Source organism: Sinimarinibacterium arenosum (genome assembly GCF_005047655.1).
Classification (GTDB): Bacteria; Pseudomonadota; Gammaproteobacteria; order Nevskiales; family Nevskiaceae; genus Solimonas.
The window spans coordinates 281,779-297,099 of sequence record NZ_SUKF01000003.1; the positions used below are offsets into that span (position 1 = coordinate 281,779).

Annotated in this window: 10 protein-coding genes; 9 read left to right on the top strand and 1 reads right to left on the bottom strand. The window is 63.4% G+C overall.

What is annotated here, in order from left to right; all coding sequences use genetic code 11:
- Positions 1–3: 3 nt before the first annotated feature.
- From lpxA to kdsA, 8 genes are read left to right on the top strand one after another with little or no spacing between them, the layout of a single operon-like run.
- A complete protein-coding gene (lpxA, locus tag E4T66_RS07625) occupies positions 4–783 on the top strand; it encodes an acyl-ACP--UDP-N-acetylglucosamine O-acyltransferase (protein WP_136848343.1) in 780 nt (259 codons plus the stop codon).
- Between the two features lie 8 nt (positions 784–791).
- On the top strand, positions 792–1,970 hold the full coding sequence (gene lpxB, locus E4T66_RS07630) for a lipid-A-disaccharide synthase (protein ID WP_136848345.1): 1,179 nt from the start codon (positions 792–794) through the stop codon (positions 1,968–1,970).
- Positions 1,970–2,581, top strand: coding sequence for a ribonuclease HII (locus tag E4T66_RS07635; RefSeq protein WP_248679519.1), 612 nt, complete (start codon positions 1,970–1,972; stop codon positions 2,579–2,581). The genes lpxB and E4T66_RS07635 overlap by 1 nt, the downstream gene beginning before the upstream one ends.
- Positions 2,578–6,225, top strand: a complete 3,648-nt coding sequence (gene dnaE / locus E4T66_RS07640; RefSeq protein ID WP_136848348.1) for a DNA polymerase III subunit alpha — start codon at positions 2,578–2,580, stop codon at positions 6,223–6,225. Before E4T66_RS07635 ends, dnaE begins: the two co-directional genes overlap by 4 nt.
- A 40-nt stretch (positions 6,226–6,265) precedes the next feature.
- The gene (locus tag E4T66_RS07645) at positions 6,266–7,228 is read left to right on the top strand and encodes an acetyl-CoA carboxylase carboxyltransferase subunit alpha (protein WP_136848349.1); all 963 of its coding nucleotides are present in this window, start codon (positions 6,266–6,268) and stop codon (positions 7,226–7,228) included.
- 19 nt (positions 7,229–7,247) lie between these two features.
- Positions 7,248–8,609: a tRNA lysidine(34) synthetase TilS gene (gene tilS, locus E4T66_RS07650; protein ID WP_136848351.1), complete on the top strand. Its 1,362-nt coding sequence runs from the start codon at positions 7,248–7,250 to the stop codon at positions 8,607–8,609.
- Positions 8,610–8,643: 34 nt separating this feature from the next.
- Positions 8,644–10,335 (top strand): CTP synthase, encoded by a 1,692-nt coding sequence (locus E4T66_RS07655; RefSeq protein WP_136848353.1) that lies wholly within the window; start codon positions 8,644–8,646, stop codon positions 10,333–10,335.
- Positions 10,332–11,165: a 3-deoxy-8-phosphooctulonate synthase gene (kdsA, locus tag E4T66_RS07660; protein WP_136848355.1), complete on the top strand. Its 834-nt coding sequence runs from the start codon at positions 10,332–10,334 to the stop codon at positions 11,163–11,165. The genes E4T66_RS07655 and kdsA overlap by 4 nt, the downstream gene beginning before the upstream one ends.
- Before the next feature lie 64 nt (positions 11,166–11,229).
- On the opposite strand, the gene E4T66_RS07665 is transcribed toward kdsA, so the two are convergent.
- Complete coding sequence (locus E4T66_RS07665) at positions 11,230–13,854, bottom strand: M4 family metallopeptidase (protein WP_169577536.1); 2,625 nt, start codon at positions 13,852–13,854, stop codon at positions 11,230–11,232.
- Between the two features lie 168 nt (positions 13,855–14,022).
- On the opposite strand from E4T66_RS07665, the gene eno reads away from it, so the two are divergent.
- Complete coding sequence (gene eno / locus E4T66_RS07670) at positions 14,023–15,318, top strand: phosphopyruvate hydratase (RefSeq protein ID WP_136848359.1); 1,296 nt, start codon at positions 14,023–14,025, stop codon at positions 15,316–15,318.
- Positions 15,319–15,321: the final 3 nt, after the last annotated feature.

Below are 15,321 nucleotides of genomic sequence, written 5' to 3' on the forward strand. Positions count from 1 at the left end.
ATCATGAGCCTGATCCATCCCACTGCGATCGTCGATCCGTCGGCCGAACTGGACCCGACGGTCGAAGTCGGGCCTTACAGCATCATCGGTGCGGGCGTGCGCATCGGCGCGGACACTCGGGTCGGCCCGCACGTGGTCCTGCGTGGGCCGATGACGATCGGTCGCGGCAACCGTATCTTCCAGTTTTGCTCGTTGGGCGAAATCTCGCAGGACAAGTCTGCGCGCGACGACGACGCGACGCGCGTCGAAATCGGTGACCGCAATACCATTCGCGAGTACGTCACGATCCAGCGTGGCACCTTGAAAGAGCAGGGGCTGACCAAGGTAGGTGACGACAATTGGATCATGGCGCAGGCGCACATTGCCCACGATTGCATCGTCGGCTCCAACGTCATTCTGGCCAACGGGACGACACTGGCCGGCCACGTCACGATCGAAGACTACGTTGGCCTGGGCGGCTATACGTTGGTTCATCAGTTCTGTCGTGTTGGTGCCCATGCCTACACCGGCGGCGGTTCGATCGTGCTGCGTGATCTGCTGCCGTTTGTGATTGCTGAAGGCCATCCCGCACGTCCGCGCGGCATCAACGCCGAAGGACTGAAGCGACGCGGCTTTACGCCTGCCGATATTGATGCGATCAAGGACGCCTACAGGCTGATCTTCAAATCCGGCGAAGTGATCGCGGAGGTGAAGCGCAAGCTGGCCGAGTCGGCTGCCGCTTCGGTTCACGTAGCTGACATGCTGCGCTTCATCGAGGCGTCCAAGCGCGCGCTGGCGCGCTGACAGTGTCAATGGCGCAAGAGCCGCAACGGATCGCGCTGATCGCCGGCGAGATTTCAGGAGACATTCTGGGTGCTGCGATCGTTGCCGCGCTCCGGCGCAAGCGGCCTGATCTGCACTGTTATGGCGTGGCCGGGCCCCGGATGATCGCGGCGGGGTGCGAGGCGATCGAATCGATCGAGGCTTTGTCGGTCATGGGGCTGGCAGAAGTCGTGCGCGAGCTGCCGCGGTTGCTGCGCCTGCGTCGAACGCTGGTCCGGCGATTTGCCGAGGAACGCCCGGATGTTGTCGTCGGAATCGACGCGCCGGACTTCAATCTGGGGCTCGAAACGCAGATGCGCCGCTGCGGTATCCGCACCGTGCATGTTGTCAGTCCGACGGTTTGGGCTTGGCGACAGGGACGGGTCAAGGGCATCGCGCGAGCGGTCGATCGCATGCTGTGCCTGTTTCCATTCGAGCCGGCGTTTTACGCCGACTACGGTGTGGCTGCCGATTACATTGGCCATCCGCTGGCGGAGGAGCTGGTGGCAGATCCCGATCCGTCGCCGTATCGCCGCGCATTGGGTCTCGCTGATACCGGGCCGGTGGTGACGGTGATGCCGGGTAGTCGCGGCGGTGAAGTCCGCTATCTGGCCGAACCCTTCGCGCAGACGGCTGCCTGGCTCGCGACGCGTATTCCCGGGATTCGTTTCATTACGCCGGTGGCCAAGCCGGCACTGCGGGCGCCGATCGAAGCTGCCATACGCAACTCGGCACCAGGACTCGACTGGACAGTCGTCGATGGTGAATCACGCACGGCAATGCAGGCCGCGGATGCCGTGCTGCTGGCTTCGGGAACGGCGACGCTGGAATGTTTGCTGCTGGGGCGGCCGATGGTCGTTGCTTACAAGGCATCGGCACTGACCGCTTGGCTGATGTTGAAGCTGGGTTTGTTGAAGACGCGCTATGTCAGCCTGCCGAACCTGCTTTGTGCGCAGCCTCCAGTTACAGAATTGCTGCAGGATGCGGCAACGCCGGAAACCATGGGGAGCGAATTGCTGGCACTGCTGCAGCAGCCGCAGCGGCGTGCGCAACAGCTGCAGCAGTTTGGCGCGGTGCACGCGGAACTGCGACGGGGGGCGGCCGAACGCGCGGCCGATGCGATTCTGGCTGTGAGTTCCACGGCTGTGCCGCAGAGGAGGACGCGATGATGGACGGGATGCGCGCCTGCATTGCCGGTGTCGATGAGGCTGGGCGCGGGTGTCTCGCCGGCCCGGTCTACGCTGCGGCCGTCGTGCTGGGCGCCGACGTGCCCGACGGTTTGAACGATTCGAAAAAGCTGACGCCGCTGCGGCGCGAGCGCCTGTTCGACCAGATTCGCAACAGCGCCAGCGCCTGGTGTATTGCTCGCGCCGAGGTCGAGGAGATTGATCGGATCAATATCCTGCAGGCATCGTTGCTGGCCATGCAGCGCGCAATTGCCGGGCTGTCGGTGCGGCCCGATGAGGCCTGGGTCGATGGCAATCAGGCGCCACACCTTGCATGTCGCGTACGTACGATCATCAACGGGGACGCGCTGGAGCCTGCGATCATGGCCGCCAGCATTCTGGCGAAGGTGGCCCGAGATCGGGAACTGCTGCGGCTGGATACGGAATTTCCCGGTTATGGTTTTGCCCGGCACAAGGGCTACGGCACCGCACAGCATATTGCGGCCTTGACCGCATTGGGTCCGAGTGTGGTGCACCGGATGAGTTTTGCACCCTGCGCGCGACTGGTGTCGTGTGCGACTGACGTGCGTCTGCCGCAGGATGCAATGTCGTGACCGGCTTCGTTCACCTGCGCTTGCACACCGAATATTCGCTGATCGACGGCATCGTTCGCGTCGAGCCGCCCAAGCGCAAGGGTGGCGGTGCCGGTGCGACCTTGATTTCACGCACGGCCGAACTGGGTTTTCCCGCGGTTGCCATCACTGATCGCAACAACCTGTTCGCGATGGTGAAGTTCTACAAGTCTGCTGAATCCGCCGGCATCAAGCCGATCGTCGGCGTCGATATCTGGCTGGAAGAGCGGATCGCGCAGGACAGCCCCGAGCGCCTGACGCTGCTGGTGCAGAACGAGGCCGGCTATCGCAATCTGGCCCGGCTGATTTCGCTGGGTTACACCGATGGCCAGGGCAGGGGTCAGCCGCTGATTTCCTGGGATAACCTGCGTACACATGCCGACGGCCTGCTGGCCCTCACCGGCCGTGACGGCGGTGTGTTTCGCGCAGCGCTCGCGGATCAGGTCGAGCCGGCGCTCGAAGCGCTGGACGTGCTGCATCAGATCTTTCCGCAGCGGCTGTACCTGGAGATTGCGCGTTGCAATCGCATTGATGACGAGGACTGGGTCAGTGCCGCCTGCGCGCTTTCGCGTAAGACCACGATCCCGGTCGTCGCGACCAATGACGTGCGCTTTCTGGAGCGCTCGGAATTCGATGCGCACGAAGCCCGCGTGTGCATTTCCCAGGGGCGTGTGCTCGCCGACGAGAAGCGGCCGCGGGATTACACCCCCGAGCAGTATCTGAAATCCGATGCCGAGATGGCGGCGCTGTTTGCCGATCTCCCGGAGGCGCTAGCGAACAGTGTCGAGATTGCTCGGCGTTGTTCGCTGACCTTGAAGTTTGCGCCGCCGTACCACTTGCCGAATTTTCCGGTGCCGGACGGCTACACCACCGACACCTGGCTACGGCAGCGCGCCAACGAGGGCCTGCGGGAGCGTTTCGATGAGCTGGCCAAGGCCAGCGGTCTGGCCGGCAGCGAGGACGACTACCGGCAACGTCTCGATTACGAGCTTGGCATCATCGAGAAGATGGGCTTTGCCGGGTACTTCCTGGTGGTGTCGGACTTCATCCAGTGGGCCAAGACCCACGGCTGCCCGGTCGGACCGGGCCGCGGTTCGGGTGCCGGCTCGCTGGTGGCCTATGCAATCCGCATCACCGACCTCGATCCGCTGCCGTATAACCTGCTGTTCGAGCGCTTCCTGAATCCGGAGCGCGTGTCTATGCCGGACTTCGACGTCGACTTCTGCATGGATAACCGCGACCGCGTGATCGAGTACGTCACGCACAAGTACGGGCGTCCCCACGTCGGCCAGATCATCACTTACGCGACGATGGCGGCGCGCGGTGTGATCCGCGACGTCGCTCGCGTGCTCGGGCATGGCTATGGCTTTGCCGATTCGATCGCCAAGCTGGTGCCGGGAACGCCCGGCGCGACCCTGGTCGACGCTCTGGAAACGATGCCCGAGCTCAAGCGCCGCTACGACCAGGAAGAAGACACGCGCGCGGTCATCGACATGGGGCTGGCGCTGGAAGGTGTGACCCGTGGCGTCGGCGTACATGCCGGCGGCGTTGTCATCGCGCCGCAGCCGCTGTCCGACTACACGCCGATGTATTGCGAACCCGGCGGCGGTGGTATGCGCACGCAGTTCGACATGAAGGATCTCGAGGCGGTCGGCCTGGTCAAGTTCGACTTCCTCGGCCTGAAGACCTTGACGGTCATCGAAGAGGCGATCGTCAACATCGAGAAGCGGCATGGCCTGCGGCTGGATGCGCTGCAACTGCCGCTGAACGATCCGGAAACCTACGCGCTGTACACCAGTGGCAACACCGGGGCGGTGTTCCAGATGGAATCTCCGGGTATGCAGCGTGCGTCACGCGACCTCAAGCCGGACCGTTTCGAGGACATCATCGCGCTGGTGTCGCTATACCGACCGGGTCCTATGGACCAGATTCCGGAGTTCTGCGCGCGCAAGCGCGGTGAGTTCCAGTTCGAGTATCAGCATCCGGACATGGAATCGGTGCTGGCGCCGACCTACGGCATCTTTGTTTACCAGGAACAGGTGATGCAGATGTCGCAGCGTCTGGCCGGCTATACGCTGGGCGGCGCCGACCTGCTGCGCCGTGCCATGGGTAAGAAGAAGGCCGAGGAAATGGCCAAGCAACGCGAAATTTTCGAGCAAGGTGCCGCTGATCGCGGCATCGCGGCGGATGTTGCGCGTGAAGTGTTTGACCTGATGGAGAAGTTTGCCAACTACGGCTTCAACAAGTCGCACGCGGCTGCTTATGCGCTGGTGTCCTACCAGACCGCGTGGCTGAAGACGCATTATCCCGCCGAGTTCATGGCGGCAGTGATGTCCTGCGAAATGGCGCATCCTGATTCAGTCGTGGTGATGCGTACCGAGTGCCTGCGCATGGGGCTCAAAGTCACCCCGCCGGATATCAACCGTAGCCGGGTCCGCTTCACCGTGCCGGTCGACGGAGAAGTGCTGTACGGACTGGGCGCGATCAAGGGTGTCGGCGAGGCCGCTCTGGAAGACATTCTGGCGCAGCGTGACGCTGGCGGTGCGTTCACCGATCTGTTTGATTTCTGCCGACGGATCGATACGCGCAAGGCCAACAAGCGCGTGCTGGAGGCATTGATCTTCTCCGGCGCGCTGGATGCGCTCGGACTGAACCGGGCATCGTTGTTCAAGACACTGCCGCGGGCCCTGCAGGTGGCCGAAGCGGCCGCGCAGAGCGCCACCAGCGGTCAGGACGACCTGTTCGGACTGTCGACGCAAAGCGGCGCCGACTGCACAGTCAGCGTCGAGCCGGAGATCGAGCCCGAATGGACGCAGCGCGAGTTGCTGCAGCGCGAACGTGACACCCTGGGTTTCTACCAGTCCGGGCATCCGATCGAGGCCCACGCGGCCCTGATCGAGCAGATCTGCAGTGGACGGCTGGATGCGCTGATCAAGGCACAGCGGCAGGCGCAGCCGGCAGCGCCGGCTCCCGCTGCGAAGAGCGGCAAGGGTGGCAAGGGCGGAAAGCAGGCGTGGCAGCCGCGGACCAAGGCACTGGTCGCGGCGTGGGTCAAGGATCTGCGATTCTTCAAGGGTGATATCAGTCAGGAGGGTCGCGGTGGTCGTGCCTCCTACAAGGTGACACTGGAAGACGGCGACGAGGAGATCTCCTGCTGGATCGACGCCGACGCGTTTGCCAAATATCAGCCGCATGTGAAGACCGATGGCCTGATCTTCCTGATCTGTGAAGTCGGCATGTCACCGGCACGCGACGACCGCGATCCCGAACCGCGCCTGTACGCTCCGGAGTTCTTCAGCCTCGACCAGGTGATGCGCGAGTACGCCGTGAGCCTGGAGCTGGAGTGGGCGCGACCGCTAAGCGACGTGATGCATCTGCGCCGCCTGCTGCAGTCGCATCGGGACCCCGCCGGGGTGCCGGTGTCGATCCGTTACGCCAATGCGCGCGCAGCCTGTGTGATGGAGCTGTCCGGGGCCTGGCGTTTGCGCATGGATGACGCACTGCTGCTGGAACTGCAGCAGCTGTTGGGGGCTGAGTGCGCTAAAGTCCGCTACCGACAGTATGTGGCCCCGATTCCCGAGCGTCGCTTTGCGGCGGCATCGGGCGGGTCTTTCGACGACGAATGAACGCAAGGAAGGCGCCGGATTCCGATCCGGCCCATGAGCGATGAATCTGAACTATCTGGATTTCGAACAACCGATCGCCGAACTCGAACAGAAGATCGAGGAGCTGCGCTTTGCCACCTCCGGCTCCGGGGTCAATCTGACCGAGGAGATCGATCGCCTGCAGATGAAAAGCCGCGAGCTGACCGAGCAGATTTTCTCGAAGCTGACGCCGTGGCAGGTCGCCCAGTTGGCGCGTCATCCGCAACGGCCATACGCGCTGGATTACATCAAGACGCTCTTCAGCGACTGGGAAGAATTGCACGGCGACCGCCACTACGCCGACGACCCCAGCATTGTCAGCGGCTTGGCGCGCCTGGATGGGCGGGCCGTAGTTGTGGTGGGGCAGCAGAAAGGGCGCGACGCCAAGGAACGCGTCTATCGCAATTTCGGCATGCCCAAGCCCGAGGGCTACCGAAAGGCGATCCGGCTGATGAAGATGGCCGAGAAATTCAATCTGCCGGTACTGACCTTCATTGACACGCCAGGCGCGTATCCGGGGATCGGCGCTGAGGAGCGCAACCAGTCCGAGGCGATCGCACACAATCTGTTCGAACTGTCCAAGCTGCGCACACCGGTGCTGGCGACGATCATCGGCGAGGGTGGCTCTGGCGGCGCACTGGCGATCGGTGTGGCCGATCACGTGATGATGCTTCAGTACAGCATCTATTCGGTGATCTCGCCCGAGGGCTGCGCTTCGATCCTGTTCAAGAATGCCAGTCGTGCGTCAGAGGCAGCCGAAGCCATGCGCATCACCGCCAGCAATCTGTATGAACATCGTTTGATCGACGAAATCGTTCCGGAACCGCTAGGCGGAGCACACCGCGACGCGGCGGCGATGATGAATGCGCTGAAGCAGAAGCTTGCCGGCAACCTCGAGCGCCTGTGTCGGGTGCCGATGCAGAAGTTGCTGGAAACCCGCTACCAGCGGCTGATGGATTACGGGACGTTCAACGTCACGCCATAGCAATGGTTTCGCTGTGGGCATGAGCACGCCACTCCGGCTTGCGACCGCTCCGGTCGCCTCGGGTGGCACGCTATGGGTGGCTTACAGTGGCGGCGGCGATTCGACCGCCTTGCTGCATCTGCTGAGACAACAGCATTCCGGGCGACTGCGCGCGGTGCACGTGCATCACGGCCTGCAGCCTGTGGCGGACTCCTGGATTGGTCATTGCCGTCGGACTTGCCGTGAACTCGGCATCAGCCTGCGGGTATTGAAGGTCCGGGTCGAGGACTGCGGCGACGGGCCCGAGGCGGCCGCGCGTCGCGCGCGGTATACGGCCATTGCTGCCGTGCTGCGCCCCGGTGATGTGCTTGCAACCGCGCATCATCTGGATGATCAGGCCGAGACGGTGCTGCTGCGCGCAATTCGTGGGACGGGCATCAGCGGCCTTGGCGCGATGGCCGTCACCGCGCCGCTGGCTCCGGGCATGATCTGGCGACCGCTGTTGGGGTTCCGGCGGCAGCAGCTGCGGGCCTATCTGCGATCACAGTCTCTGCGCTGGGTTGAAGACCCGCAGAACCAGGATTCCGACTATGCCCGCGTGCAGTTGCGCAACGATGTAATGCCGCTTCTGCAGCGCCACTTCCCACAGGCGGCGGTCAGTCTGGCGCGGCTGGCCGCGCGCGCTCAGGTGGCGGATCAGTTGTTGGCCGAGCTTGCGCTCGAGGATCTGCGGCGGGCGGGGGCGAACGAGACGGCGTGGGGCGTGGCGGACAGCCCTGCCGATGCGCTGGATATCGCGGCGCTGCGGACGCTGTCTCCGCAGCGCCGACGCAATCTGCTGTATCAGCAATGGCGCGCGCTCGGGTTGCAGCCACCGGCCGAGGCCTGGTTCGAGCGGCTCGATCGCGAGGTCATCGGCGCCCGCAGTGATGCGACACCGGTTTTGCGCAGCGATGCCGGTGAAGTCCGGCGCTACCGTGATCGTCTGTTCCTGATGCCGGCCTTGCCGCCGGCGCCAGATGCGCAAATGCAGTTGTCGTGGGGACATCGCCGTACCCTGGTGCTGCCGCCGGGCTGCGGGGAGCTGAGCGCGCCGCGGGTGCCGCATCTGCAGGTGCGCTTTGCCCGGGGAGGCGAACGCCTGAAGCCGGCAGGCGACCGCCATACCCGCACGCTCAAGCAGCTGTGCCAGGGGGCGGGGATTCCGCCGTGGGGGCGTGAGCGCATGCCGCTGCTGCAGCGTGACGGCCAGCTGCTGGCGATTGCCGACTTCTGGCACAGCGCTGAGGCGCTCGAGTCCGGTCTCCAGGTGTCGTGGCGGCATGCGATTCCCGGCGTGCCGTCGCCGCCCGGAAGCAGGTCAGGTGATCACCCGGTTTCGCAGGGCGCCCCCATCCAGTAAAATCGCCGCAACTTCCACGTTGCCAACGACCCCCATGCCAGACGCGCCAGTGCAGACGCGATTCATCTTTGTTACCGGGGGCGTCGTCTCCTCACTCGGTAAAGGCATTGCAGCCGCTTCGCTCGGCGCAATTCTCGAATCACGCGGCCTCAAGGTCAGCATGATCAAGCTGGACCCGTACATCAACGTCGATGCCGGAACCATGAGTCCGTTCCAGCACGGCGAGGTATTCGTGACCGAGGACGGCGCCGAGACTGACCTCGATCTGGGTCATTACGAGCGATTCCTGCGCGGCAAGACCACGCGTTTCTCCAACGTCACCACCGGCCAGATCTACCGCAATGTGCTCGACAAGGAGCGCCGCGGCGACTATCTGGGCAAGACCGTGCAGGTGATTCCGCATATCACCGACGAGATCCAGTCCGCCGTGCTGAAGGGCACCGGCGGTGCGGACATCTGCCTGGTCGAGATCGGCGGCACCGTCGGCGATATCGAGTCGCTGCCATTTCTGGAGGCGATCCGCCAGATGGGCGTCGAGCTCGGCCGCGAGCGCACGCTGTACATGCATTTGACCCTGGTGCCGTTCGTCAAGGCTTCGGGCGAGCTGAAGACCAAGCCGACGCAGCATTCGGTCAAGGAACTGCGCGGCATTGGCATCCAGCCGGACATTCTGGTCTGCCGTAGCGAACGCCAGCTGCCGGACGGCGAGCGCCGCAAGATCGCGTTGTTCACCAATGTTCCGTACAAGGCGGTGATTGCCGCCGTCGATCTCGACGACATCTACAAGATCCCGCATTGGCTGAATCAGCAGGGGCTGGACGATCTGGTGGTGCAGCATTTCGGACTGGAATGCCGTCAGGCCGATCTGTCGGCCTGGGATAATCTGGTGGAGGCGCGCAGCTCGGCGGATGCCGAGGTGCAGGTCGCGATGGTTGGTAAGTACGTTGATCTGGCTGATGCCTACAAGTCGCTCAACGAAGCGCTGCATCATGCCGGCATGCATACCAGTACCCGCGTGAAGATCCGCTATGTGGAGTCGGAGACCCTGGAAACCCAGGGGCTGCGTGCGCTACAGGGCGCCGACGCGATTCTGGTGCCGGGTGGATTCGGTGAACGTGGGATCGACGGCAAGATTCTGGCCGCACGCTATGCCCGCGAAAACAAGATTCCGTATCTGGGGATTTGTCTGGGCATGCAGGTGGCCGTGATCGAGTACGCGCGCAATGTCTGTGGCCTGACCAGTGCGCACAGCACCGAGTTCGATCCGCACACGCCGCATCCGGTCATTGCACTGGTCAGCGAGTGGCGCGATGCCGAGGGCCGTGTGCACACGCGGACCTTGGAGTCGAACAAGGGCGGCACGATGCGTCTGGGTTCGCAGGCCTGCCGCCTGCGTGCAGGGTCCAAGTCGCGCGCGCTGTACAACGCCGAGGTCATCAGCGAGCGCCATCGGCATCGCTTTGAATTCAACAACAACTACAAGCAGACCCTCAGCGAGGGTGGTCTGGATCTGGTCGCTGAATCGGTTGAGAACGAGCTGGTCGAGATGATCGAGCTGCCGGATCACCCGTTCTACATCGGCTGTCAGTTCCATCCGGAATTCACGTCGACGCCGCGTGACGGACATCCGCTGTTCGAAGGCTTTGTCAAAGCGGCGCGCGAGCATCATCTGGCGCACCAGGCTGGCGCCGATTCCACGCAGGGCTCACAGGTGAAAGTCGCATGAAGTTGCTCGGACGTGAAATTGGCGGGCTCAACCCGATCTTTCTGATCGCCGGTCCCGATACGCTGGAATCACAGCAGCTTGCGCTGGATGTCGCGGGACACATCAAACCGATCGCCGAGCGTCTGGGCATCCTGTACGTATTCAAGGGTTCCTTCGACAAGGCCAACCGCAGCTCGCATACCTCGTATCGTGGTCCGGGCCTGGATGAAGGTCTGAAGATCATGCAGGCGGTCAAGCAGCAGATCGGCGTGCCGGTGTTGACCGACGTGCACGAAGACACTCCACTGGACGAGGTGGCCGAAGTCATCGACGTGATTCAGACCCCGGCCTTCCTGTGCCGGCAGACCAACTTCATGCAGAAGGTGGCGCTGACGGGGCGGCCGATCAACGTCAAGAAAGGCCAGTTCATGTCGCCCTGGGAAATGGGCAATGTGATCGAAAAGATGAAAGCGGTGGCCGAGCCGAACTTCATGCTGTGCGAGCGCGGATTCTCGTTTGGCTACAACAACCTGGTCGCCGACATGCGCGGGCTTGCCGTCATGCGCAACTACGCGCCGGTGGTGTTCGACGGCACGCATACCGTGCAGTTGCCGGGTGGGCAGGGTAATGCTTCGGGCGGGCAGCGCGAGTTCATCCCGGTGCTGACCCGGGCGGCAATCGGCGCCGGCGTTGCCGGCGTGTTCATGGAAACCCATCCGAATCCGGATCAGGCGCTGTGCGATGGCCCCAACTCGCTGCCGCTGAAGCATATCGGCGAGCTGCTGGAAACCCTGCTCGAGTTGGACCGGGTTGTGAAGAAGTCCGGCATGCTGGAGCAGAAGCTCGTCTGACCCTGCGGGGCGCGACAATAAAAAAAGGCCGGGCTATGCCCGGCCTTTTGTTTGCGCGCCTAAATCAGTGGCGCCATGTGCGCCGCCGCAGTGTGCCGATGCCCAGCAGCGGCAACAGCAGCCAGAGACTCAGTGCACCGCCAAAGCGGCCCTGGTCGCCGTTGTCGGTGTCGCCGCCGCCGTTACCCCCGCCATCGCCGCCGCCACTGGTGGGCAGGCCGCTGCCACCGGCCTTGCAGCTGAAGACCGCGGTGTCGTCGACATACCAGCCGAGATTTCCGCCGCAGCCGTCGTTGCCGAACTCCCAGCGGAACTGCACGGTATCGCCCGCATTGGCACCCAGATCAGCCAGCGAAACCACGGTGCGGCCCCAGCTTCCGGTGGCTTCGCCCTGGTCCGATCCGGTCCATGCCGCTTCGCTGGCGAGCGGGTTGGTGTTCTGACCGGCTGGCGCGGCGGCTTCGAATTCGCCGTTGTGGCCGTTGTGGGTGAAGGCGGCGTCCGGTACCACCGAGAAGTCACTGCCGTTGAGGCTGTATTTCAGATTGCCACCGTCGTAGCCCTGCTCGGACTGCATGAAGTGCGTGAAAGTCAGGAAGCTGTCGGCAATCGCGACGTCGATCACCGGCGAATCCATCCAGTAGGAGCCGGATATGTCGCCGCCTGCGGCGCAGGTGCCGCCGGTGTCGTCGACGGCAAAGGCCGCCTTGCCACTGTGCGGCGCCGGTAAATCGGCAGTGACCTCAAACCGGAACACGGCTGGCTCGGTGTCACCGGTCAGATTCTTGCCCAGCGTCCAGGTGGCCGGGACACTGCCGCTTTCCCAGGTTTCAGAGAAGCTGGGTTCCGGCGCCTGGCCAGAGGGGCATAGCGCCGGGGTTTCGTCCTCGGGTGCCAGCACCGGAAGATAGCCACACTTTTCGACCGGGCTTTCGCGCATCTCCACTGCCACCATCGCAGCATGCACTGCGTCGCAATCGGTGGCGGTGATGACCTGATCCGAGACCTCGCCGAACACATCGTTCAGTGGCGCGCCGATGAGGTCGTGGCACGACTGCTCCAGCGCGTCGGCGTGCTGGGCGAAGTTCGTTGTCGGCGTCTGGTAGTGCGTTTCCGCGTGGAAGTAGATTTGCGCGGCCTTGATCATGCCGATCGCGGGGATCGTGACGCCGTTGAACTCCTTGCCGTCCACCAGCATGGCGTAGGCATGGTTGGGCACGCCGGAGTTGGTGTGCACACCGCCGCCGTCGCCCGTGCCGCAGTAGTAGTTCTGGGAGGTGATGACACTGCCGGGAGAGGGCGCAAACGTCACTGCCGGAATGCCGACGATCGGGACATGCACACTGAAGTTGTCAGGATCCCACATGTCACGCAGCAGCAGCGCAGCGGCGGTTTCCGACAGGTCCTCGCCCAGCACCCAGCGGCTGCCGCCGTTTTCGTAGTACTCGCCTTCGGTCAAGGTGACCCCGAGCGGTCCTTCGATGCCGTTTACCAGATCGTAGGTCTCACCAAAGATGTCCGAGTAGCTCTCGTTCAGTGCGCCGGACTGGTACTGGTAGACCAGACCATGTGTGTATTCGGTGTAGGCATGGCTCCACTCGTGGCTGACGACGTCATCGGCGTCGAAGCCGGGGCAGTAGTTGGTCGAAGTGCCGTCCCAGTAGGCGTTGGGGCAGTTTTCGTTGATCAGGTAGACGCTGCGCTGGACCTGCTCTTCCGGCGGCATGGCGCCGTCGTCGTAACCCTCGCGACCGAACAGGTTCTTGTACAGCGCATAGGTGCCGCCGGCGAAGATGTAAAGATTATCGGTCGGCAGGTTGGCGCTGCGGGTCGAACCGGTGACGTCGCCGCTGAACGGCGGATCGGCCGGTGCCAGGGCGCTGCCTTCGGTCAGCAGCGGGGGGGCATCCAGGGTCGGCGTATGAATTTCGCGGTTCAGCAGACTGTGAATTTCATTGATGCGGTTCAGGACCGCGCCGGTGTTGGCGTCGAGGATGACGCGCTCACGGACTGCTTCACCGGGAGCGCCGGCGACCACAGCTTCGTATGCCAGAAAATTGCGGCCGTGCAGGCCTTTGAGCAGGCCGCTGCGATAGATCATCAGGCGTCCGCTTTCCAGCGACAGCGTTGCCTGCGGGTGTGCTTTGCGGCCCGCGGCGAGCGCGCGCTGATGCAGATCGGCGATGCGCATTGCCGGCTCGATCGACAGCCCGTCGAGACCATTGATGAATACGCCGTTGACGCCGGTCACGCCGCCCGGACCCAGGTGAACGACCATGCGCGCACCAAAGACTGGCAGGCCGCGGTAGGTTTGATCCAGATGAACATGCTGGAAGCCGGCGGCATCGGTTGAGGTTCGGCGCGGCGACAGCTGTGTCAGCGGATCGGTGATCCCGGCGACGCTACCGTAGACCGACAGGAAGAACTGAGCGCGCTGCAACGGGGTCGCCGCGGTATCGTCAGCCAGCATGGGCAGGCTACCGGTGGCGCTGATCGCGACATAGTCATCAGCCGTGATGCGCGTCTGCTGGATGGCTCCTGCGGTGTTGTCCCGCAGTTGCTGCAGCAACTGCTCAATGGATCCGGAAGACGCCGCGGGCAATGCCGGCGCCGTTGTTGCACTCATGGTCAGTGCCGCACCGATCAGGCGAAGCGCGATAGCCCGGCTGCGGGTCGTTTCGAAAAGCATGGTCATCCCCGAAAAACGTCTAGTCATGCAGGGCTTCATTCCCGAAGGCGAGCCCTGCTGTGTCAGCGAATGGCGAGTCCGTCGCGGCGGTATCTCGTGACGCTGGAGTGCAAGGGCTTTAAAATACGTCATACAAAGACACCACAACAGCAGGAAAAATACCCACCCATGTCGGCCATCGCTAAAGTTTCCGCGCTTGAAATCATCGATTCCCGGGGTAACCCGACCGTGGAGGCAGTGGTTGAGCTGACCTCTGGAGCCTGCGGACGCGCTGCGGCCCCGTCGGGCGCCTCGACCGGCAGTCGCGAAGCCGTCGAACTTCGCGATGGCGTTCCCGCCAAGGGACGTGCCCGCTATCTGGGCAAGGGCGTCAGCAAGGCGGTCAAGAATGCGCAGACGGTGATTGCCAAAGCAGTGACCGGACTGGATGCACAGGACCAAGCGCTGGTCGATGCGACGATGATCGCGTTGGATGGCACTGACAATAAATCCAAGCTGGGTGCCAACGCGATTCTTGCAGTGTCGCTGGCGACCGCGAAAGCTGCGGCGCAGGAAAAGGGCCTGCCGCTGTACCGCCATCTCGGCGGTATTTCCAGCGTGACGCTGCCGGTGCCGATGATGAATGTCATCAACGGCGGCGCGCACGCTGACAATAACGTCGACGTTCAGGAGTTCATGATCCTGCCGGTGGGTGCGCCCAGTTTCAGTGAGGCACTGCGCTATGGCGCGGAGATCTTCCATGCGCTCAAGGCGGTGCTGAAGGGCCGCAAACTGAATACCGCAGTGGGTGACGAAGGCGGATTCGCCCCCGACCTGCCGTCCAATGCTGCGGCGCTGGACTGCCTGCTACAGGCGATCGAGAAGGCGGGTTACAAGGCGGGCAAGGATGTCTACCTGGGCCTGGACGTGGCCAGCAGTGAGTTCTATTCCAAGGGCAAGTATCACCTTGCCGGCGAGGGACGCTCGTTCACCTCGGAAGAATTCGCCAGCTATCTGGCCAAGCTGTGCGCCGACTATCCGATCATCTCGATCGAGGACGGCTGCGCCGAAAACGACTGGAAGGGCTGGAAGGTTCTGACCGAAAAGCTCGGGGGCACGATTCAGCTCGTCGGTGACGATCTGTTCGTGACCAATACCAAAATTCTGGCCGAGGGCATCAGCAAGGGCATCGCCAACTCGATCCTGATCAAGCCGAATCAGATCGGTACGCTGACCGAGACGCTGGAGGCGATCCAGATGGCGACAGAAGCCGGGTACGCCAGTGTCGTTTCGCATCGCTCGGGTGAGACCGAGGACGCCACCATTGCGGATATCGCTGTCGGCACCACGGCAACCCAGATCAAGACCGGTTCGCTGTGCCGTTCCGATCGTATGGCGAAGTACAACCAGCTGCTGCGGATCGAGCAGGCGCTCGGTGCGCGTGCGCGCTATCCGGGCAAGCTGGCATTCCCGGTCGCGGTGTAGTAT